This window comes from Streptosporangium sp. NPDC000563 (assembly GCF_040299985.1).
Taxonomy (GTDB): domain Bacteria; phylum Actinomycetota; class Actinomycetes; order Streptosporangiales; family Streptosporangiaceae; genus Streptosporangium.
In genome coordinates this window covers 398,520-418,971 of the sequence record NZ_JBEPDA010000001.1, presented here as the reverse complement: position 1 = coordinate 418,971, position 20,452 = coordinate 398,520, and the positions used below count along the sequence as shown (strand labels likewise).

General features: G+C 71.3%; 17 protein-coding genes. 6 read left to right on the top strand and 11 right to left on the bottom strand.

Annotation, left to right across the window (positions count from 1 at the left end):
- Positions 1–538: 538 nt before the first annotated feature.
- Positions 539–1,909, top strand: a complete 1,371-nt coding sequence (locus tag ABT352_RS01880) for a DUF7927 domain-containing protein (RefSeq protein WP_350941750.1) — start codon at positions 539–541, stop codon at positions 1,907–1,909.
- A gap of 78 nt (positions 1,910–1,987) precedes the next feature.
- Here the strand turns inward: ABT352_RS01880 and ABT352_RS01875 are convergent, their stop codons facing one another.
- Both ABT352_RS01875 and ABT352_RS01870 read right to left on the bottom strand, forming a co-directional pair.
- Positions 1,988–2,548 carry a COG1361 family protein gene (locus tag ABT352_RS01875; RefSeq protein ID WP_350941748.1) on the bottom strand — a complete coding sequence of 187 codons (561 nt, stop codon included), beginning with the start codon at positions 2,546–2,548 and terminating at the stop codon, positions 1,988–1,990.
- A gap of 264 nt (positions 2,549–2,812) precedes the next feature.
- A complete protein-coding gene (locus tag ABT352_RS01870; protein WP_350941746.1) occupies positions 2,813–4,207 on the bottom strand; it encodes an LCP family protein in 1,395 nt (464 codons plus the stop codon).
- A 228-nt stretch (positions 4,208–4,435) separates the two neighbouring features.
- On the opposite strand from ABT352_RS01870, the gene ABT352_RS01865 reads away from it, so the two are divergent.
- A complete protein-coding gene (locus ABT352_RS01865) occupies positions 4,436–5,347 on the top strand; it encodes a hypothetical protein (RefSeq protein WP_350941744.1) in 912 nt (303 codons plus the stop codon).
- On the opposite strand, the gene ABT352_RS01860 is transcribed toward ABT352_RS01865, so the two are convergent.
- The 5 genes from ABT352_RS01860 to ABT352_RS01840 are packed head-to-tail and all read right to left on the bottom strand — an operon-like array spanning position 5,305 to position 10,753.
- A complete protein-coding gene (locus ABT352_RS01860) occupies positions 5,305–6,315 on the bottom strand; it encodes an NAD-dependent epimerase/dehydratase family protein (RefSeq protein WP_350941742.1) in 1,011 nt (336 codons plus the stop codon). The genes ABT352_RS01865 and ABT352_RS01860 overlap by 43 nt on opposite strands.
- Positions 6,308–7,939 (bottom strand): AMP-binding protein, encoded by a 1,632-nt coding sequence (locus ABT352_RS01855; protein ID WP_350941740.1) that lies wholly within the window; start codon positions 7,937–7,939, stop codon positions 6,308–6,310. Before ABT352_RS01855 ends, ABT352_RS01860 begins: the two co-directional genes overlap by 8 nt.
- Positions 7,936–9,066 (bottom strand): cytochrome P450, encoded by a 1,131-nt coding sequence (locus ABT352_RS01850; RefSeq protein ID WP_350941738.1) that lies wholly within the window; start codon positions 9,064–9,066, stop codon positions 7,936–7,938. Before ABT352_RS01850 ends, ABT352_RS01855 begins: the two co-directional genes overlap by 4 nt.
- Positions 9,063–9,794, bottom strand: coding sequence for a glycosyltransferase (locus tag ABT352_RS01845; RefSeq protein WP_350941736.1), 732 nt, complete (start codon positions 9,792–9,794; stop codon positions 9,063–9,065). The genes ABT352_RS01850 and ABT352_RS01845 overlap by 4 nt, the downstream gene beginning before the upstream one ends.
- Positions 9,794–10,753, bottom strand: coding sequence for a 3-oxoacyl-ACP synthase III family protein (locus ABT352_RS01840; RefSeq protein ID WP_350941734.1), 960 nt, complete (start codon positions 10,751–10,753; stop codon positions 9,794–9,796). The genes ABT352_RS01845 and ABT352_RS01840 overlap by 1 nt, the downstream gene beginning before the upstream one ends.
- A gap of 484 nt (positions 10,754–11,237) precedes the next feature.
- Here ABT352_RS01840 and ABT352_RS01835 point away from each other — a divergent pair, with 484 nt between their 5' ends.
- Positions 11,238–12,596 (top strand): ABC transporter substrate-binding protein, encoded by a 1,359-nt coding sequence (locus ABT352_RS01835; protein WP_350941732.1) that lies wholly within the window; start codon positions 11,238–11,240, stop codon positions 12,594–12,596.
- Positions 12,597–12,807: 211 nt separating this feature from the next.
- Here the strand turns inward: ABT352_RS01835 and ABT352_RS01830 are convergent, their stop codons facing one another.
- Both ABT352_RS01830 and ABT352_RS01825 read right to left on the bottom strand, forming a co-directional pair.
- A complete protein-coding gene (locus ABT352_RS01830) occupies positions 12,808–13,779 on the bottom strand; it encodes a GlxA family transcriptional regulator (protein WP_350941730.1) in 972 nt (323 codons plus the stop codon).
- 196 nt (positions 13,780–13,975) lie between these two features.
- The gene (locus tag ABT352_RS01825) at positions 13,976–15,313 is read right to left on the bottom strand and encodes a sensor histidine kinase (protein WP_350941729.1); all 1,338 of its coding nucleotides are present in this window, start codon (positions 15,311–15,313) and stop codon (positions 13,976–13,978) included.
- Between the two features lie 290 nt (positions 15,314–15,603).
- Between ABT352_RS01825 and ABT352_RS01820 the strand changes: the two genes are divergently transcribed.
- Entirely contained in the window at positions 15,604–16,116 is a 513-nt protein-coding gene (locus tag ABT352_RS01820; RefSeq protein WP_350941728.1) for a GNAT family N-acetyltransferase, read from the top strand.
- Positions 16,117–16,297: 181 nt separating this feature from the next.
- On the opposite strand, the gene ABT352_RS01815 is transcribed toward ABT352_RS01820, so the two are convergent.
- A complete protein-coding gene (locus ABT352_RS01815) occupies positions 16,298–17,080 on the bottom strand; it encodes a glycoside hydrolase family 16 protein (protein ID WP_350941726.1) in 783 nt (260 codons plus the stop codon).
- 30 nt (positions 17,081–17,110) lie between these two features.
- On the opposite strand from ABT352_RS01815, the gene ABT352_RS01810 reads away from it, so the two are divergent.
- Entirely contained in the window at positions 17,111–17,431 is a 321-nt protein-coding gene (locus ABT352_RS01810; protein ID WP_350941725.1) for a hypothetical protein, read from the top strand.
- A gap of 117 nt (positions 17,432–17,548) precedes the next feature.
- The gene (locus ABT352_RS01805) at positions 17,549–18,865 is read left to right on the top strand and encodes a hypothetical protein (protein WP_350941724.1); all 1,317 of its coding nucleotides are present in this window, start codon (positions 17,549–17,551) and stop codon (positions 18,863–18,865) included.
- 571 nt (positions 18,866–19,436) lie between these two features.
- Here ABT352_RS01805 and ABT352_RS01800 read toward each other — a convergent pair.
- Positions 19,437–20,438 carry a MinD/ParA family ATP-binding protein gene (locus ABT352_RS01800; protein WP_350941723.1) on the bottom strand — a complete coding sequence of 334 codons (1,002 nt, stop codon included), beginning with the start codon at positions 20,436–20,438 and terminating at the stop codon, positions 19,437–19,439.
- Between the last annotated feature and the right edge of the window lie 14 nt (positions 20,439–20,452).

Sequence of the window (20,452 nt, the reverse complement as noted above, 5' to 3'; positions counted from 1 at the left end):
GGGGATCGGCGGGGCGGATGTTTGCCATCGGCGCCGATGAGATCCGGCCAGTCCGGGTATCCCCTCCCGAGTTGGTTGATCTTGACCCCCCGGCGAGATCGTGGACAAGGATCAGCAAGGGGCTCTGGTGGCACGTACCGGTACCTGGTCGCGTCGCGTTTCCGAACGGCGGGTTCCTGAACGGCGGTTCTCCGAGCGGTGGTCTCCCCGCGGGAGGTCTTCCCCGCGGAGGATCGGTGGATTCGCCGCGTGGAGTGTCGCGCTCGCGGTGCTCGTGACGCCGTCGCTCACTCTCGCCGCCTCCCGGACCGGGGTGGCGGAGGTGTCCTCGCCGTCCGTCCGGGCGGAGGCCCCGGTTCCCCGGACGACGATGGACGGGAAGTCCTCGGCCGTGCGGGTCGTGGAGAAGAACGTGCGGGTCGTGAGGAAGAAGAGGGAACCCTCGTCCGTATCCGCGGGGAAGGAGAACGGGGTGTCTTCGCCCGCGTCCGTGACGGGAAGGCGGGCTCCCGTGTTCACGACGGGGAGGCGGACTCCCGTGTTCGTGACCGGAAGGCGGGCTCCCGCGTCCGTGGCGGGGAGGCGAAGCGCGCGAGGGGCCTTCGGCGGCGAGAGTCGTACGGCGAGGGTGGGAAAGCCGGAGATCAAGATCACCAAGACGGCCTCGCCCGTCCTCGCGAAACCCGGCCAGAAGGTCACCTACACCGTCGAGGTGCGCAACACCGGTGACATCGCCTACCCGGGCCTCACCTTCACCGACGACCTGTCGGGGCTGCTCGACGACGCGAGCTTCGGCCACGACCAGTCGGCCACGTCGGGCACGGTCTCCTTCGCCGAGCCCAGGGTGGCCTGGACCGGCGACGTGGCCGCCGGGCAGACGGTGACGGTCACCTACGGCGTCACGGTGAACGACCCCCCGGCGGGGGACCTACGTCTCTCCGGCGAACTGGTCGGGCCCGAGGGCTCCAACTGCGAGGCCGGGTCGGCCGATCGCGCCTGCGGAAACCTCGGCGGGATCGGCCTGCCGCTGCTGTACGTCCTCACGACCGCAGACAGCGAGACCGCCGACCCCGGCCAGACGGTCGCCTACACGATCACCGTCGGCAACGTCGGCAACGCCACCTATCCCGGTGCCACACTCACCGGGGAACTCTCCAGGGTCCTCGACGACGCGGTCTACAACGGCGACGCGCGGGCCACGAGCGGCACCCTCTCGTACGACGCGCCGAAGCTGAACTGGGCCGGGGACATTCGGGTGGGCGAGACGGTCACGGTCACCTACAGCGTGACCGTCGGTACTTCCGCCACCGGGGACGGGGTGCTGGACAGCGCCGTCCAGGCACTCGGAGGTGGGACGAACTGCCCGGACCCGGTGCCGTGGTCCGCGAGGCGTGCCGCGCCCGTCCCCGGTACGGGGCTTGGCTGCGCGCAGCGGGTCGCCGTACAGAGGACGACGGGCACCGGGACGCTCGGGCCCGAGGATCGCGAGGCGGACTCGGCGCCGGTTCCGGCTCCCGGCTCGGCACCTGCGCCCGAGTCGGACTCCGGGCCGGTGCCGCTTTCCGGGGCGGATTCCGCGCCGACGCGGGTTCCCGGGTCGGACTCCGGGCCGGCATCGGTTCCCGAGTCGGATTCCGTTCCCGGTTCTGTGTCCGCGCCGGTTCCGGTTCCCGGCCGGGATCGGAAACCGGCGCCCGCGCGGGTGCCGGAGCCGGTCTCCGACCCGTCGTGCGTGCCGGGCCGGGGGCGATCCTTCTCGGTCCCCTGTCTCACCGGTGGGCCTCGCGAGGTGTCGGCCGGCCCCTCGTTGCCGTTCACGGGTCCGCCGCTCGGGCCGGCCCTGGTGGGACTCCTGCTCTCCTGCCTGGGGCTGGCCCTGCGGCTGCGTACCCGGCCAGGGAGAACCTAGCCGGGTACGGGCCTTGGTCGGCGTAGAGGCCGGCGTAGAGGCCGGCGCGGACCTTGGCCGGGCGCTCGTCGCGCCGGATCAGACCGGTCGGCCCCGGCGACCGCGGCGGAACAGGAGCGCGGCGGTCGCCAGCCCGGCGGCGACGGCGGCGGCCAGCGAGACGGGCAGGACCCAGGCGGCCGTCTCCTCCGGTGGGGCCACGGTGTTGATGTCCGTGGCACAGGCGAGTACGGGGCCGGTGGCGCTCCTGCGAGCGCAGGCCGTCGTCGCCAGGTTCTGCACCGCCGCGCCGGCCACCGCGCCCACCCGGGTGCTCACGTGGACGATCGTGTCCTTCTCCGGCGGGACGTTCACCGTCCACGCCACCTTGCCCTGCTCCACATGCCCTCCGGCGTCGGCCTTCACGAAGGTCATCGACGGCGGCAGGGACTGCACCAGGAGGACGCGCTTCAACCGGTCGCCTCCCTGGTTGCTGAGACGGAGTGTGTAGGTGTTCTCCGCGCCGGGCGTGGTCTCCCTCGCTCCGTCGTCGAGGGAGATGGAGACCGAGGGGACCGGATCGGCCCAGGCGAGTGGCCATCCGACAGCGGGTGCGGCGATCGCGGCGAGCAGGCTCACGCTCGCCAGGTGGTGTTTCATCCTCTAACCTCCGTTGTCACACTAAGTAATCACTCCATAACAGCATTCCGGCCCTCGTGGGCGCTCTCAACGCGCCGAACACGGCGCTGGGCCTGTCATCCGTGAGGCCGTCGGCGTATCAGTTCGTTGGCCCTCGGCCTCTCGGTCCGCCGGCCCTCAGCGCGCGATCCGCTGGTTCGCCGGTTCTCTGGTTCGTCGCCCTGCCGGTCCTGTGCTCCACCGGAGCGTTCGGGCCCAACGAGTTCTCCGGTCTCGGCCGGTTCGTCAGTGGCAGGCGGAATCGAGGACGACGGCCTTTGTCTCGGCTGTCTCCGCGTATTCGCCCGCCTTCCCCTGGTCTCCGGCCTGTGCGGCGGATACGGAGCGGGGCGGAGCGGGCGGCGCCGCCAGGGTGGCGGTGACCTCGCGCCTGATCAGGTGGTAGTCGGGCGCACCCGAGTAGATGAGCGGGGGGACGAACTGGAGACTCCTGATCCTGGAGTTCTTCACCTTCTCCGACAGTTCGACCAGGTCGGGCAGCAACTGCCGAGGTATGTCGGTGGAGATGGTGTCGACGGCGGCGGCGGCCAGTTTCTCGAAGCTCCTGAAGACCGTCACCGGGTCGGCCTGTTTGGCGACGGCGTTCAGCAGACACTTCTGGCGGCCCATCCGCACGTAGTCGTCACTGTAGGTGCGGGATCTGCCGTACCAGAGCGCCTCCTCACCCGAGAGTTTCCGTTTTCCCGCCTCGATCAGGCCCTCGTTCTGTCTGCCGTACACGATGGGATCCTTGATGCGGACCCGTACGCCGCCCATCGCGTTGACGATTTCCACGAAGCCCCTCATGTCGACCATCGCGTAGTAGGGAATGTCGAGGCCGAGGATGCCGCCGATCGTTCTTTTCAGAAGCGTCGGGCCGCGGTGCCGCTTGCTCTGCCGGGGAACCATCTCGGGATAGTCCTCGGCGTACTGGTAGATCTCGTTGAGCATGCCCGGTGTGTACGGTGGCTCGCCCTGGAAACCGTAGGGAAAGCGCTCGCGGGCCGGGCCCGGCGGCATCGGGACGTTCTCCAGGTTCCTGGGCAGGCCGAACAGCACCGTGTCTCCGGTCCTGGGGTCGATGCTGGCCACGGTCATGCTGTCGGTACGCACGCCGATCCGGTTGGCCGCCGCGTCCGCGCCGACGAGCAGGATGTTGAGCCGGTCCACGTCCTTCCACGGGTCCACCGGGATCGGCGCGACGCTTTCCGCGAACACCGAGGTCACGACGCCGTGCGAGATGTAGGCCAGTTTGGCCGTGTAGATCATCGGAGCGACCACCAGCGCGCATATCACCCCGACGGCCGCGGCGGAGAGGTAGCGGGCCGCAGGCGACACCGTCTTCGGCCGTACCAGCAGGTGGGAGCGGATGGTCACGGCGACCGTCACGCCGGCGACCAGCATCGCGGTGAGGGCGAAGACCCAGAGCCAGGAGGGTTGTACGGCGAGGGAGAGCAGGGAGGGACCGGCGGTCAGCACGGCGGTCGCGAGGGCCGCGGCGAGGATCAACTCGATGCCCATCAGGATGGCACCGGTCAGGCGGCGGCCCACCCAGACGTGGGCCAGACCCCACAGAACGGCTGAGCCCAGTGTCAGTGCCAGGCTCGATCCGACGCCTGTTCGCCCCGTATTGCCTGCCATAGCCGTGACATCTCCCGTCCGTCAGACCAATACGTCGCAGGTTAGTAACGGTTTTCGGGTGAATCGGCTATGTGGTTGTTCGACGCGCTGAGGGCGGCGGGTCAAGGTTTGTAAACCAGATTTCGCCGTCGGGATGACATTGATCTCCAAGTTCACGTCAAAAATAGGTCGTAACCGGTTTTGCCTGGCAAACGCGGGGATTTCCCGGTAATGCGGTTAGGGAAGTCCGTGCGTACGGTGATCGGCTCGATTTTGATCGTGCTCGGATGCCTCCTCGCCCCCTTCGCCCTCACCGCCTACTGGGCGGCGAACGAGATCGCCGACCCCGACCGTTACATCGAGAACGTGGCCCCGCTGGCCGCTCACCCGGACGTCAGGAACGCCGTCACGGATCGTGTCACCGACGAGGTCGTCGTGCGACTGCGCGCGCTGGGCGTCTCGGTCGGCGGGGAGGTCGTCCGCGAGACGGTGAAGTCCGGCGTCGACAACGACTTCGCCGTCGCCTGGGTGGAGGTCAACCGGCAGACACACCGCAGGCTCCTCGCGATCCTGGGCCACGCCCCGAATGCCGGCATGGCGGACGACGGCGTCGGCTACGACCTCGCCCCGGTGTACGAACTGGTCAAGCGGAGGTTGAAGGCCGTCGGCGTGAGAGAGGCGTCCCGCCTGCCCAGCACGCACCCGGTCACCCTGCTGCTGCCCACCTCCGCCGTTTTCGTGATCGACAATTCCTACGACAGGCTGATCTCGCTGAGGTGGGTCCTGCTGGGGCTGTCACCGGCACTGATCGTCACGGGGGTGCTCCTGCCCCGCGACCGGTGCGCCGCTCTGATCGGCGCCGGGCTCGGCCTGGCCACGAGCATGCTCGCGCTGGCCGTCGTCCTGTCCGTGATCCGCAACGTCTACCTGCCCGCCTCCGCCACCGGTGGCATGTCGTACTCCGCCGTGGCCGCGATATTCGACGCGCTGACCGCCTTCCTGAGGGACGGCCTGCGCGTGCTCTTCACGCTGGGCCTGCTCGTGGCGGCGACCGCCTTCGTCGTCAAGGGAAAGCGCGTCCGTTCCAGGTTCGCGGCCGCGGTGCTCGAGGACCGTCGTCACCAGCCCGCGGACCCCTCGAAGGACGTCTCCGAGGGGTGATAGCCGAGCCGGGTGCGCGCGGCGGTGATGTCGAGGGTCCGCTCGACTGCCAGGTGGCCCGCGGCGTAGCGCGTGAGCCGGGGCGGGCGCGGGCGCCGGAGCAGCCGTGACACGGTCTCGGCGACGGCGGCGAGGGGATCCACCAGCGTGAGCGGCAAATAGTGCGGTTCGGCGTCGATGCCGCGCTCCGCGAGGATCGCGCGCAGGGCGTCGTCGAGCACGACGGGCTCGGCGTCGGTCACGTTGAAGACGCCGTGGTCGACCGGGCCTTCTGCGGCGAGCAGGCAGGCCTGGACCAGGTTGTCCACCGAGGTCAGGCTGATCCGCTGGCGCCCGTCGCCCACCGCGAGCAGCCTGCGGCCGCTGACCGCGCGGAGGACCCGGGGAAGCAGCGTGGTGTCCCCCCTGCCGTAGATCGCGTGCGGTCGCAGGATGACCGCCCGTTCCAGGCATCTCTCCGCGGCGGCCTTCGAGGCGCCGTACGCGTTGGCGTACCGCCCGACCGGGGCGGTGTCCTCGACGGCCATCACGGTCGGCCGGAACGGGTCGTAGACGCTCGCCGTGCTGAGGTGCACGAACCTGGCGCCCGGGAAGGCCGCGGCGGCGTTGCGGGTGCCGTCCACGTTGGCGGCCCAGATGTCGCGTGGCGATCCCCAGTCCGTGACGCTCCCGGCGCAGTGGATCACCACGTCCACCTCGATCGGGGGTGTCGCGGGCCGGGGGGTGCGGAGGTCCCACGACGTGTACGGAGCGCCGCCGAGGTGCCCGGTGTCCACAGCGGGTCGCCTGCCGAAGGCCCGCACCGTCCAGCCTCGCGCCACGGCCGCCCGGCAGACCGCGCCGCCCACGAATCCGGAGGCGCCCGTCACCGCGACCCTCGGCCGCCCACCCGGTCCGACGGGTCGCCCGGCCGCGGCGAGGTGCTCAGGTACGGCGGGTCGCTCAGGCAGGGTGGGGTGCTCAGGCACGGCGGGCGACCAGGTCTCGCAGGGCGGCCCGGTCGAGCTTGTCGGCCCGTCCCGAGCGGGGGAAGGCGTCGAGCGGCTCGATACGGTCGGGCAGGGCCCCGGCGTCCACGATCTCGGGAAGCGCCCTGCGCAACAGACCCTCGTCGTAGCCCTCCGAGGGAACGACGGCCAGCACGACCTCCTCGTCCCCGGTCTCGGGGTCGGAGAGTCCGACGATCGCGGCCTCGGCGACCCCGGGCAGCGCCGCGATGCCGGACTCGTACAGGCCCGGGTAGATGTTGACCCCGTCGCGGAGGATCATGTCCTTCTTCCGGCCGAGCAGCACCAGCCGGTCCCCTTCGAGCCTGACGAGGTCGCCGGTCGCGACCTCCCGCAGCGGCTCCTCGCCGAGATAGCGCCGCGCGAGGTGCGGGCCGGAGACGAACAACTCGCCGTCCTCGGCGACCCGGACCCCGACGCCGGGCAGGGGCTCCCCGAGCAGATCCCCCTCGGCCTGGGCCAGTTTCTCGTGGGCGGACGCGATCGCGATGGGGAGCGCCTCGGTCATCGCGTAGACCGAGAGGACCTCGGGCCCGGCCTCGATCGCGCGGCGGAGCACGCCCGGCGGGGCGGGAGCGGCGCCGAGCAGGAGGTAGCGGAGGGTCCCGGGGAGCCTGGGGGTCTCGCGCAGCAGCCGGTCCAGGTGCACCGGTACGGCGAAGGTGTGGGTGGCCCGCCGCGCGGCCAGTTCCGCGGCGAGGTCACCGCCCCCGGGCAGGGACCAGGTCGCCCCGGCCAGCAGCGCGGGGAGCCCGAGCATCAGCTGGTCGGTGTGCACGACGTCACCGGGACCGAGCGGGAACGCGCTCCTGAACATCTCCAGCCCGGCCGCGAGCGACCCCCGGGTGTGCACCACCCCTCGCGGACGCGCGGTGGTCCCCGAGGTGAAGATCACCGCCGCCGGTTGGTCAGGACCCGCCCCGTACCCCTCCGGGCCGGGAACGGCGGACGATCGTCGCAGGACGCGGGAGAGCCGCAGCGCTCCGCGGGGCACTCCCGGCAGCCACGGGCCCGTGTACAGGTGACGGACGGGGTGGCCGGGAAGCGGGTCCGCGAGGTCGGGCAGCAGCAGCCCTCGGCGGCGGGCGAGGCGCCTGAGCGGGCCGCTCAGGGTGTAGAGGAGGGACTCGCTGATCACCCAGGCGGGCCGGGTCGCGGCCATGCGGGCCGCGAGCACGTCGGGGGCCAGGCCGGGGTCGGCGAGGACGAGCGTCCCGCCCGCCGCCACCGCCCCCAGCGCCAGCGCCACCGCGTCCACCCCCGGCCGCACCGCGAACAGCACCCCGTCCCCCGGCCGCATCCCGTCTTCGGGCCGGGCCGGGGCTTCCGCTCGTGCCTGGTCTTCCGGCCGAGCCCGGTCCTTCGCTCGTGCCTGGTCTTCCGGCTGTGTCCCGTTCTCCGCCCGCGCCCGCTCGCCCGGCCGCGTGTCGTTCCCCGGCCGGCCTCCGCCCATCGCGTCGCGGACCGCCGACACCCGACGGGCCAGCTCGCCGTAGGTGATCTCGCGGCCCCGCCCGTCGACGATCGCGGTACGCCCCGGCTCCCGCCCGGCGATTGTCATGATCCCGCTGACGATGTCGTTCACGAGGCTCCCGCCCGGCCGATCCACAGATGCTCGTACGTGGGAATGAGGACCCGCCTGGCCGCCCGTCGCCGCACGACGCGCACCCGGTGGGAGAGCAGGACGGAGGCCACCGCCCGGATCTCCGCGAGGGCGAGCGGGTAGCCGATGCAGAAGTGCGGGCCCGCGCCGAACCAGAGCCTGCGCAGCTCGGGCGGGTGGGCGCGGGAGGGGTCGAACGGGCCGTACGCCCTGGCGCAGTTGTGGGTGACGATCAGGATCCGGTCGCCCGGGCGTACCGCCGTGTCGCCGACGTGCGCGGCGGCGGCCACCGAGCGCAGCATCAGCGGGGTCGGCGTGGTGACCCGCATCGCCTCCTCGATCACCCTGTCCAGGTCGCCGACCTGGGTGCCGTGGTCGTGCAGGAGGGCGACGAGCCGGGGGACGAACGTGGCGACGGTCTCGGTACCGGTCAGGAAGAACGCCCCCGCCGCGCCCCGCGCCTCGGCCACGGACAGCCCCTGCGCCCGCATCCGGCCCATCACCGTGGACTCGTCCCCGGCCTCGTAGGCGGCCTGCGCGATGTCCCCGATCCGGTCCAGCACCCGCCTGGCGACGGCCACCTGCCGGTCGGACAGCCGCCGCGAGCGCAGCGAGACCATCGAGACGACCCGCTCCCCGTCCGCGAAAAGTTCCCTCGCCCGTGCTTCGGAGACCTCGCCCAGCCCGATCACCCGGCAGATCACCGCCCCGGCCATCAGCCGCATGGCGTCCACCAGGTCGACCGTCTCGCCGTTGTCCAGGCGGGCGGAGAGATCGTCGAGCGGCCCGCGGAGCACGTCTTCCACCAGCGAGGACACGTACCCGGCGGTGAACAGCGGCATCAGTTTCCTGCGGAGCGCGAGGTGGCCGGGGCCCTCCATGTTGAGCAGCACGGAGGGGCCGAGCACGGGCGTCCACAGGTCGCCGGGCGAACCCGGTCCGTCCTTGCGGAACCGCTCGTCCATCAGCACGGCCCGCGCGACGGCGGCGTCGTTGACCACCACTCCCAGACCGGGGACGCGCACCACGGGCCCGAGCCGGGCCAGCAGCCGCATGAGCGGGTAGGCGAAGGGGTGGGCGGCCAGGTGGAGGCGGGTCTCGTGGTTCACCGGACGTCGATCACTTCCGGCCGGTAGTGGTGGTCGGCGTACCAGGCGAGGGTGCCCGCGAGGCCGTACGCCCGCAGCCTGCGTACGGAGCCGAAGACCACCACGTCACGGCGCGAGGCGTACGCGGGGGTGAGCGTGCGCACCCGGTTGACCAGGGCGCGGTCCTCGTGGACCTCCTCGATCGCGGTCCTGGGGAAGCCGCCCGCGCGCTCGTAGAGGTCCGCGGTGATGGCGAGGGTGGCGCCGGGCATCATCACGTACGGGCCCAGGTAGCGCGGGTCCCTGTTGCCGGGCCGGAAGCGTCCGAAGGTCGCCGCCACCTCCACCACGAACGGGATGAGGTGGCGCTCCCAGAACTTCAGCCGGAACTCGTCGGTCCTGGGTCTCAGCTGCCCGCCGACCATCTCCAGCCCGTCGCCGAAGGCCCGCCGGATGTTGCGCACCCAGTCGGGGCGGGGCAGGCAGTCCGCGTCGGTCCTGGCCAGGTGGGTCGCCCCGTGCGCGATGGCGTGGCGCACGCCGGTGTCGGAGGCGGCGCCGGTGCCCTTCCGAGTCTCGACGACCACCTGGACACCGTGCCGCCGTACGACCTCGGCGGTGCCGTCGGTGCTCGCGTTGTCCACCACGAGCAGCGTGAAGTCTTGGTCGTCCTGCTCGGCCAGGGCTCGTAGTGTCGCCTCGATGCCGGGGGCCTCGTTGTAGGCGGGAACGATCACCCAGAGGTCCATCACATCTCCGCCAGCATCACACCGGTACTGATCCCGCCGCCCAGCCCGAGCAGCGCCACCCGGTCGCCGGGTCGCCAGTCGCCCAGGGTGAGCTGGAGCGGAAGCGTCGTCGAGGCGCAGTTGCCGTGCTCGGGCAGGCTGACCACGAGCCTGCCCTCGGGGATGTCGAGCACCTCGGCCAGGAAGCGCAGGTAGGGCATCGCCACCTGGTGTACCGCGACGACGGCGAAGTCGTCCCAGGTCAGGCCGGTGCGCTTGAGGGCGTTGAGGAAGATGTCCGGGCCGATCGCCTCGAAGGCGTCCTTCAGCCTGCGCCCGTCGCCACGGAAGTAGGAGTACTCGAGGTCGCGGGGGTGCGCGGAACCGCCTCCGGGCAGGGTGCCGATCGCCCAGGCCGTGGAGTCGGCCGCGAAGTCGCGGTAGAAAATGCCACGTTCCAAATCGGCGGCGACCGTGACCGCGGCCCCGGTGTCCGACAGCGTGTAGCCGGCGAAGGAGTCGACGAACTGCGCGCGGTCCCTGACCCGCCACCGGATCGCCCGCGATGGGATCTCGCCCGAGCAGACCAGCACCTTGCGGTGCGCCCCGGTCAGGATGAGCGCCTCGGCGATCTGGATCCCGTTGAGCATGCTGTTGCAGGCGTTCTTGACGTCGAACACCGGGCACGAGAGTCCCAGTTTGGCCGCCACGATGTGCGCGGTGGCGGGCTCGATCATGTCCTGCGAGGCCGACGCGAAGACGAGCAGGTCGACGTCGGAGTGGTCGAGTTCGCGGGCCGCCTCCACGGCCAGGTCCGACGCCTGCTGGTCGTCCCTGGCCACGTGGCGGCGCCGGATTCCCGTCAGCCGTTCGACGACGCCCCTGTGGGGCGTGTAACCCTCGATCCGCCGTTCGACGTCCGCGCTGGACACGGTCCGCTCCGGCAGATACGTCGCGACGCCCGTGATCCGGGCTTTCATTGATCTCCCTTTATCCCTGAACAGTGTCGAGCCGAACAGCGTCGAGCCGAACAGCGTGAAGTCTCGACACGCTCGCGCAATGTATCTAAAACGCGGTGTTTTGTCCTGGTCATCCGAGAAAGACGGGCAAACATGGACGAGAAATCACATACCTGTACAAGTCTGTCGCGAAGCGGACATCGTGCCGTCCTTCCGCGCCGCCTTCCCGTGTCGTCCGTTCGCGCCGACATGAGTTTCATGATCGTCAAAGGGGTGGTGGATCTTTTCCCCGAGGTCAAGGCCGAGGGCGGGGACAGGCGAACACCGCCGGGCCGCCGGGCACCACCTCGGACCGGGAGCCGCGGCTCCGCCGGGTAGTTTGACGAACCCCTGTCGCGGCAGAGGACCCCATAAGATCTTTTTTCGTGATCGACCGGAATGACCGTGATCGACCTCGCCGGGCTGAACACCGTCACCCGCACCGTGATTCTGCTGGAGGTATGCCATGCGTGGTACAGCTCGTGCGTTCGCCCTGACCACCGCCGCCCTCGCCCTCGGACTGACCGGCTGCAGCGCGGGCGGGCCGGCCGACGCCCGGCCGGTGCAGCAGGCCGTCCCCAAAGCCGGTGAGGAGACCAAGAAGCCCGAGAAGCCGGCGGGACCCGTCACGCTGAAGTACTGGACCTTCACCCCGCCCGAGGCCGCGCTGAAGAAGGCGGTCGCCGCGTTCGAAAAGGCGAACCCCGGCATCAAGGTCGAGCTGCGCACCTTCGCCGAGGCCGACTACCGCAAGCGGCTCCCCAAGGCGCTCGCCGACGACGAGAAACTCGACGTCGTCGGCCTCCCGATCCCGACGATGACCCGCTCGGTCGCGAACCGGCTCCGCCCGGTCGACGACTGGAAGGACAAGGTCTCCGGCGGCTGGGTCGACGAGCTTGAGAAGAACGCGGTGAAGCAGACGGAGAAGGCAGCCAAGGGCGGCACGCTCTACTCCGTCCCGATGGGGTCCAACGGCGGCGCGGTCATGTACTACAACGCCGGCCTCCTGTCCGAGCTCGGACTCTCCTTCCCGAAGACGGCCGCCGATCTGGAGAGCGTCGTGAGGCGGGTCAAGAAGGAGATCCCCGACCTCCGGCCGGTCGTCTTCTCCGGCGAGCCGCGCCGGCAGGAGGAGCTGCTGTTCACCATCGCGAGCCAGAGCCACCCCACCCTCTCCGACGAACTGCTGGCCGGCGGCAGGCCGTGGAACGGCCCCGAGGTGGTCTCGGCCCTGACCGCCTACAGGTCGCTGTTCGACAGGGGCGTACTGGCGAAGTCGGGACTCGCGCTCAAGGGCGACCGCCCGGCCGAGCTTTTCCGCTCGGGCAAGGCCCTGTTCCTGGTGGACGGCTCGGGCCGGAGCCCGATGCTGTCCGCGTCCTACCGCAAGACCGCGAAGATCTCCGTCAAGGAGATCGGCGCCGGACCTTTCCCGACCGTCCTGCAGGGCTCCAAGCCCGCCGTCCGCAGTACGGCCGAGGTGGGGCTCGCCATCCCCAAGAGCTCCAAGCACGTGGCCGAGGCGGCCACGCTGATCGAGTTCCTGACGGTGGGCGAGGGGGTCTCCGACTGGGTCGGAGACCTGGCGCTCGTTCCCGCGCGCGAGGACTTCCGGATCGACTCCTCCGTCTTCGCCGACTCGGAGGGCAAGGAGGGCTACGCCGCGATCCAGGAGCTCGTCAAGGACGGCGGCTCCCTGAACGTCCCCGACGAGTCCTTCCTGGAGCGGGTGGAGGGTGACGTCATCCTCGACGTCGCCCATGGCCGGATCACCCCGAAGAAGGCGGCCGACCGCCTGCAGGAGGAGTGGTCGCGCGGCGAGTGAGGTCTTCCCCGGGTTTCTCCGCCGTCCTGCGGATGAGCGCCTCCTTCGGCTTCTCGTCGGCAGGACGGTGATCCTCTCGATGCTTTTCCGCCGTCCGGGCCTCGACGATGGCTTCCCGTCCGGTCGGGCCCCGACGGTGGTTTCCCGCTGTCCGGGCCCCGACGGTGGTTCCCCGTCCGGTCGCTGAGCGCTCCCGGGGGTCCCTGCGGGGTCAGGCGTTCACGTTCACCGGCCGGAAGGTGCGGCGGTAGGCCATCGGCGAGACGCCGATGGCCGCCTGCAGGTGCTGGCGGAGCGAGGCGGCGGTGCCGAACCCCGACCGCAGTGCGACGCCGTCCACCGGCAGGTCGCTGGTCTCCAGGAGCCGCCGGGCCAGTTCGACCCGCTGCAGGATGAGCCACTGCCCGGGGCTGAGCCCCATCTCGTCGCGGAAGCGCCGGGTGAAGGTACGGCGGCTCATCCGGGCGTGGGCGGCCAGTTCGCCGAGAGAGAGCGGCTCGTGCAGCCGCTCCAGCGCCCAGGCCCTGGTCGGGGCGGTCGTCGCCGCGGTCGGGGCGGGAATCGGGCGCTCGATGAACTGTGCCTGACCTCCGTCGCGCCACGGCGGGACGACGCACCGCCTGGCCACGCGGTTCGCCACCTCGGTGCCGTGGTCGCGCCGGACGATGTGCAGGCAGAGGTCGATCCCCGCGGCGACCCCTGCCGAGGTGAGCACGTCCCCGTCGTCCACGAACAGCACATCCGGGTTGACCTTGACCTTGGGAAACAGCTTCTGGAAGTGGTCGGTGTGGCTCCAGTGGGTGGTCGCGGGGCGGCCGTCGAGCAGTCCGGCCGCCGCGAGCACGTAGGCGGCGGTGCAGATCGAGACCAGGCGGGTGCCCGGCCGGATGCGCGCGATCGCGTCGGCCACGGGGGCGGGGAGTCGTCCCTCGGCGGAGATCGCTCCGAGGGCGCGGGTGGCCGGGATCACCACGGTGTCCGCGTCCGCCAGGACTTCGGCTCCGTGGTCCACCGCGATCGCGAAGTCGGCGTCGGCGCGTACGGGGGTGCCGTCGACGGTGCAGGTGAGCACCTCGTAGAGCGGTTCGCCGTCCGCGCCCCTGGCGATGCCGAAGATCCGCGGCGGGATGCCCAGCTCGAAGGGGATCACACCGTCCATGGCGAGCATGACGATCCTGTGCATGACCCGATTCTTGCATGGGTGAGGTACGGGCCATCCCCGCCGAGGGCCGCCGCTTCCTCTGCCGAAGGCCGCCTCTCGCGAAGCCCGTTTCCTTCGCCGAGGGTGGCACCGCCTGCCAAGCCCGCTCCCTTCATCGAGGGACGCCGTTTCCGCCGCGGGGTGTCAGGTGAAGCCCCGTCCCCGCCGCGAGGTGGGCTCAGGAGTCGGCCGCGGTCGACAGCGGCAGGCGGAGGACGAGGCGGGCGCCGCGGCCGGTGGCGGTGTCGGCGGCGTAGAGCCTGCCGCGGTGTGCCACGGCGATGTCCCTGGCGATCGGCAGGCCCAGGCCGGTTCCTCCGGCGTCGCGGCTACGCGCCGAGTCCAGGCGGGTGAACCGCTGGAAGACCCGCTCCCGCTCTTTCTCGGGGATGCCGAGCCCGTCGTCGATGACCTCCACCACGGCCTCGCCCGACCGGCTCCCGACCCGGACCTGCACCTCCTTCGCCGCGTGCCGGTCGGCGTTGGCCAGCAGGTTGGTGAGCAGCCGTCCCAGCTGGACCCTGCTGCCTCGCACCGTGACGCCGGGTTCGAGCTTCAGCAGTACCTCGTGCCGGATCGGCCGGCGCTCCACCTCCGAGGTGACCAGGTCGGCGAGGTCGATCACCTCCGGTGCGCCTCGTACGCCGGAGTCCAGGCAGGCGAGCAGCAGCAGGTCCTCGATGACGGCCTGGAGGCGGTCCGCGTCGGCCAGCACCGAGCGCATCGTGGTGAGCGGGTCCTCCGCCTCGGGGTCGGAGATCGCCAGTTCGAGCTTGGTACGCAGCCCGGTCAGGGGGGTGCGCAGCTCGTGGGAGGCGTCGGAGGCGAAGCGGCGCTGGTTCTCCACGGCCCGCTCCAGTCTTTCGAGGGTCGCGTTGATGGTCCGTGTGAGCTGCGCCATCTCGTTTCCCGAGGTGGGGACGGGCATCCGGCGGCTGAGGTCGGAGGCGGTGATCTCGGTCATCTCGGCGCGGATCCGTTCCACCGGGGCGAGCGTACGGCCGGCGAGCTGCCAGGCGCCCCAGCCGAGCAGGGTGAGAAGCCCCAAGGAGAAGAGCGCCAGCGTGACCACCAGGAAGCTGGAGCGGAGCAACGGGGGTTCCGGTGTCATCGCGTAGACCATCACGTCGCCGTAGGCGGAACGTTCGACCCGCAGTCCCACGACGCCGTAACACGCCCGTTCTCCCGTCGGTGGCAGGGCCGCGCACACCGTCTCGTCCACTCGTGTCTCGCCGGGCGGCGGGCGCGTCCGGGTCAGAGGCGGTTGTCCCTTCATGGCAGGGCTGGCGGCGACCACCCGGCCGTCGTTCGCGACGACCTGGATGCGGTTGACGCGGTTGAGCGGGAAGATGACGCTGTCCGCGGGGCCTTTCTCGACGGCCAGGGCCGCGTTGGCGGCCGCGCCGGCCGCCAGGTCGGAGAGGTCCGCCGAGAGTTTGGCCCTCACGACCTGCCAGGTGGCGAACATGCCCATGCCCAGCACCAGGGCGAACGCGATGATCGCTATAAGGGTCACCTGCCCTCGGATTGACCGCGGACGTCGAATTATGGCTACCCCCCGAAAAAGTGGCTCCTCCTATTTAATGTCAGCCTTTTAAGGCATTTATAGGTGATTAACGTTAATCGGCTAGTAAAGCGCGACCAAGCTCTCGTTGTTGTTCGGCGGGAAAGGGTAACGGTTCCCACCTGCGGCGCGACCGGGAGGAGCGTCGGCCAGGCGGTGCCGGATGCGGGGTAAGGCGCCAGGTGTAGAGATTTGGCTGGCATGTCATCGTGTGTGGGTGTGTGTCCTGTTAAGATCCGCCGATGATTATCCGTGACGGTCACCTTGGCGACGTACCGGCCGTTCTGGCGATGTTCGACGGCGCGGTGGCGTGGTTGACCTCCCTGGGCCGCACCGGCCAGTGGGGCAGCGAGCCGTTCTCCGCCGACGCGGCCCGTGTCGAGCGGATCACCTCGTGGGCGACATCCGGCGGGATGCGCGTCGCCGAGCTCGACGGCCGGCCCGCGGGCTGCCTGGTCGTGGGGCCCGCCATGCCCTACGTCGCCCCCGCTCCCGAGCCGGAGCTCTACATCCAGGGGCTGGTCGTCGACCCGAGGTTCCACGGCCGGGGAGTCGGGGCCGCCCTGCTGGAGCGCGCCCGTGCGGAGGCCGCGGGGCTGGGGATCGCGCTGGTGCGGGTCGACTGCTACGCCGGTGACGACGGCCGGCTGGTGGCGTACTACGAGAGCCAGGGCTTCACCAGGACGGAGAGCTTCAAGGTCGGCGACTGGCCCGGCCAGGTCCTGGAGTCGAGGCTCTCCGTGGTCACGGGCTGAACGGCGGGTGGAGGGGCCACCACCTCGAAGAGGTTCGACGCTCACCGAGCGTCCCGCGCCGAGAGGGCCGTGCCGGATGAGCGGCCCGGAGGAGCGGCCCGGATAAGTGAGAAGGCCGCGGACGCGAGAAGGGTGCGGGACCCGTGACGGGTCCCGCACCCTCCTGTCGTGCGGAGCGGGGTCAGCCCGCGGTTCCCGCCGAGGCCGGGTAGATGCGGAGCCAGTCCACTTCCATCCACGCCTCACCGGAGCTGCCCTGGCCGGGGAACCAGTCCAGCTGCAGGCAGACCGACATCGAACTACGGGTGGCGTTGCCGGAGCGGAACCACTCCTGCCCGTCGATGTAGCCGACGACGCTGCTGGGGGTGACCTCCACGGCGTAGGTGTGCCAGGCGGTCATGTCGATGTTGGCGTGGGCCTGCTCCTGCCCCTGAGGGGTGTGCAGGAAGAAGTTCGGCCGCTGCCGCTCGGGATCGTTGATGACCTCCAGGAAGTCGATCTCCTCACCGGTGGAACTCCGCACGTTGCCGCCGCCGTCCTTCGGCCACAGCAGGGCGACGGGGTGGTACGACCCGGCTCCCGGGTACAGGCGGACACGGGTCTCCCAGCGCCCGTACGCCTGGGCGTGACGGGCGGCCAGGCCGGCGGTGGTCCCGTCCTCGCGGCCGTACAGGTAGAGCGCCCCGTTTCCGAGGTAGAGCTGCTGGGGGGATCGGCGGCCGTTTCCGGCGTGCCCGGCCGAGTCGTAGAACACCCAGTCGGACTCGTCGAGGTAGTCGTCGAACTCCGCGCACCAGGACGGTGCGCCCCAGTTGAGGGCTTGCGCGGCGCTGGCCTCGCCGGTGGCGGCGGGGGCGCAGGGGGCCGCGGAGACCACCTCTCCCTGGGCCGCGCTGAGGGTGCTCACCGTCAGCGCGGCCACCATGCTGAGTACGGCCACCCGCACGTGGGATCTGGTGATCATGATTACTCCTCCCAGGATCTTGCGCAGAGTGTGGAGGGACTGAAGCTCCAGCAGCCGGTGCTCGTCGGGCTCGGGCTGGGGATCGCCCACACGGCCGGGCCCGACGGCTGGGTGGGTGAGGCGGGCGGCGCGAACACCCAGCGCGGCGCACCCGCCGGCTCGTGGTTCGCGATCAGCCGGACGCCGGGGGACGCCGCGGTACGGCCACGCCAGGGCGCGAGGCTCCAGCACGAGGCGAGGTCCTCCGGCTTACAGAAGTCGGAGGTGGAGCGCTTGAGCGGGGGCAGAGGCAGGACGGTACGGATCGAGGGCGCCGGGGACGGGGCCGCCATCGGGGATCGGGTGCTCTGAACCGGCTCGAGCAGGAGGGAGGGGTCGCGGGCGTCGGTCCGCGCGGGCACGGGCCGGGGCGCGTGGGTCGCCCAGCGCGGCGGGCCGGGGCGCGACGAGGTGGCGGTGGGAGCCGGGGTGACGGGCTGGGTCGGGCTCGCCGAGGGCTTCGGAGTCTCCTTGGGCGAGGTGGTGGGCTTCCGAGTGGGCTTGGGGGCGGGGGTGCCGCTCGGCGCGGTTTTGGTCGCCGTCGCCGTCGCGGTGGGTTTCGCCGTTGACGTCGCGGTCGCCGTCGCGGTGGGTGTGGGGGACGGCGCGGGCTGGGTGGTCGTACCGGAGGGGGACGGTGTCGTCGCCGGCGGCGGTGTCCCGGTCGACGTGGGTGAGGAGGTGGTGCTGGGCGACGGCGCCGGGGTGGCGGGGGCGGAGGTCGCCGTGGACGTCGCCGACGGTGCCGGGGTGGCGGTCGGCTTCGGCGGCGCCGAGGTGGGCTTCTTGGCCTCGGGGGACGGGTCGTTGGTGGGCCTGGTGTTCTCGGGCGGCGCCGAGGGGACCTTCCTGGCCCTCACGGGGGCGTCGGTGGGCTCGGTGTTCCTCCTGGTCGTCGGCTTGGTCGTCGGCTCGGACCTCTTCGGCGAGCTCTCGGTGGACCTGGTGCTCACGGGCGGGTCCTCGGCGGGACGCGACCTGCTGGACGGCGAGCTCGTCGGCGCCGCGTTCCTGGACCGGGTGGCCTCCCGCGTCGTCGTCCCGTCGGGGGACGTGGAACGCCGCTCGACGGGAGCGTCCTCCTCCACGCGCGGTGCGGTGTTCCTCTCGCCGGAACGGTTACGGGACGTGGGAGGAGGGCTGTCGGTCTCGGTGAACGTCTCGGGGGACGAGGTCTCCTCCGAGGGGGCGCGACGCGTCCGCGTCCCGGCGGGCGGGCTCTCGTCCCTGGAACGGGAGTCGCTGCCCGAGGGCGGGTTCCTGTCGGATGTCGAACGGGAGTCGTCCGAGGGGGCCGAACGGGAGTCGTCCGACGGGGGAGTCCTGTCCTGCTGGGAGGAGTCCTCGACCTCGGAGGGGGGTTCCTGGCGTGCGGGGGGAGAACCGGCGAACTCCTGCGACGGTGAGCCGGAGCTCAGGCCGGGATCGGCCATGGCGGCCCACGGCTGGGCGATGACCGCGCTCGTCGTCGCGGATACCGCGGCCAGCAGAAGGCCGGAGAGTAAGGTGACACGCCGGGATGAGCTGCGTGGGGGCATTGATCGCTCTTCCTCGATCTATGGGGTGGGCTCTGGGCCGGAGATGGGTTTCCAGCCCGCGGCGGTGAATTCCGGGGTGCCCGGGAGGGCGACCGGCGGCACGGAGGTGGCGAGGGGGTCGGGGACGTTGACCCAGTCCCCCTGGTTCGCACCGCGCATGCCGGGCTGCCAGACCATGAGCAGGCTCATGGCGTATGGGCTCGAATAGGTCGGATCGGTGTCGCCGACGCCCTTGGTCGCGGTCACCTGGACCAGGACCGAGACCTGCACCTGATCCTGGGCGCGGGGTTTCCACTGGACGCCGATCGTCCGTGTCCTCATGGCGGCGCCCTCGGGGAGTGCCCCGTCCTTGGGCAGGCCGAGGATCTCCCTCCAGCCCGCGACGGCCTCGCGGGCACCGGCCCGCGCCGCGTCGTGCTCCTCGGGCCGCGCGTAGAGCACCGCGGCCTGCTCGGCCTGTTCGACGTCCAGGGTCCACGCCGCCTCCAACGCCGCGGCGGCGGCGGAGGCCGCGCCCAGCTCGGTGCGGGGGAACCCGACGGGGTAACCGGCCGCACCCTCGTAGGCGGAGGGTGGGGCGAGGAGAACGGTATCCCCGAGGGCCTTCGGCGCGGAGGCGTTCACGGGGGTGGCGGAGTCGGGTCGGAGGAGCTGCCATGCGCCGGCCGCCAGCAGGATCGTCCCCACGATCGAGACGACCACGATGAGCATCCGCCGCCGGGCGCTTGGCGGCGGGCCCAGATCCCAGTCCAGCGTGGGATCGTCGGCGACCGGTCGCACTAGTGGCTCCGGTCGGGGCGCTGCCCGAAGCTCTGCCCGGCCGCGGCGGCCAGGCGGAGGTACGCGCCCCGGGTCGTGGGTCGGAGGCGGACCAGGTCGACCTCCGCGCCCTCCTTGAGGTGCGGGTCGTAGGGGATGCGGATCACCGAGCGGCAGCGCGAGGAGAAGTGGCGCTCCAGCAGGTCCAGGTCCACGTCGGACTTGGGCTCCACGGCGTTCAGCACGACGATGGCGTTCCTGACGAGATCGGCGTGGCCGTGGGCGGTCAGCCAGTCCAGCGTCGCGGCGGCCGAACTCGCCCCGTCCACCGCGACCAGGCTGACCAGCACGATCTGGTCGGCCAGTTCCAGCGTCGCGCCCATCGCCCCGTGCAGCAGGCCGGTCCCGCAGTCGGTGATGCAGATGGAGTAGTAGCGCTCGATGAGCCCGGCGACCGTGCGGTAGTCCTCGGCGTTGAACGCCTCGCTCACCGCCGGGTCGGTGTCGGAGGCGAGGACCTCGAGCCGGGCGGGTGACTGGGAGGTGAAGGCGCGCGCGTCGGCGTAGCGCAGGATGTGCGGGGCCTCGGCCAGCATCGTGCGGATGGTCGCGGCCGTCTCGGACTTGACCTTGAGACCGAGGGTCCCGCGGTCGGGGTTGGCGTCGATCGCGATCACCCGGTCACCGCGCAGCGAGGCCAGCGTGTTGCCGAGGGCGACGGTCGTCGTGGTCTTGCCGACCCCGCCCTTGAGGCTCATGACCGCGATCCGGTGGTGCCCGCTCGCGACGGGGGTCTGGGCATGCGCGATCAGCGTGCGCCGTTCCACCTCCGCCGCCGACTCCGCGGGGATGATGCGCTTGCCGGAGAGCTGCCAGACGAGGCGGCGCCACCCCCCGGCGGGTTCCGGGCGGCGGTTGGTGAGCAGGTGCTCCGCGGTGAGCGGGACCGTTTCGTGGAACTGGTCGGGCGGGAGCGGCGGATTGGGGGGTGATGCATGGATATGTGGAGATGTGTCCGTCATTTCCCTGGTCCTTT

Bases quoted from the DNA above. Each gene is read 5' to 3' on its own strand.
- ABT352_RS01870 (WP_350941746.1), bottom strand. From the start codon at position 4,207: ATGGCAGGCAATACGGGGCGAACAGGCGTCGGATCGAGCCTGGCACTG.
- ABT352_RS01830 (WP_350941730.1), bottom strand. From the start codon at position 13,779: ATGCACAGGATCGTCATGCTCGCCATGGACGGTGTGATCCCCTTCGAG.
- ABT352_RS01875 (WP_350941748.1), bottom strand. From the start codon at position 2,548: ATGAAACACCACCTGGCGAGCGTGAGCCTGCTCGCCGCGATCGCCGCA.
- ABT352_RS01840 (WP_350941734.1), bottom strand. From the start codon at position 10,753: ATGAAAGCCCGGATCACGGGCGTCGCGACGTATCTGCCGGAGCGGACC.
- ABT352_RS01815 (WP_350941726.1), bottom strand. From the start codon at position 17,080: ATGATCACCAGATCCCACGTGCGGGTGGCCGTACTCAGCATGGTGGCC.
- ABT352_RS01800 (WP_350941723.1), bottom strand. From the start codon at position 20,438: ATGACGGACACATCTCCACATATCCATGCATCACCCCCCAATCCGCCG.
- ABT352_RS01845 (WP_350941736.1), bottom strand. From the start codon at position 9,794: ATGGACCTCTGGGTGATCGTTCCCGCCTACAACGAGGCCCCCGGCATC.
- ABT352_RS01820 (WP_350941728.1), top strand. From the start codon at position 15,604: ATGATTATCCGTGACGGTCACCTTGGCGACGTACCGGCCGTTCTGGCG.
- ABT352_RS01835 (WP_350941732.1), top strand. From the start codon at position 11,238: ATGCGTGGTACAGCTCGTGCGTTCGCCCTGACCACCGCCGCCCTCGCC.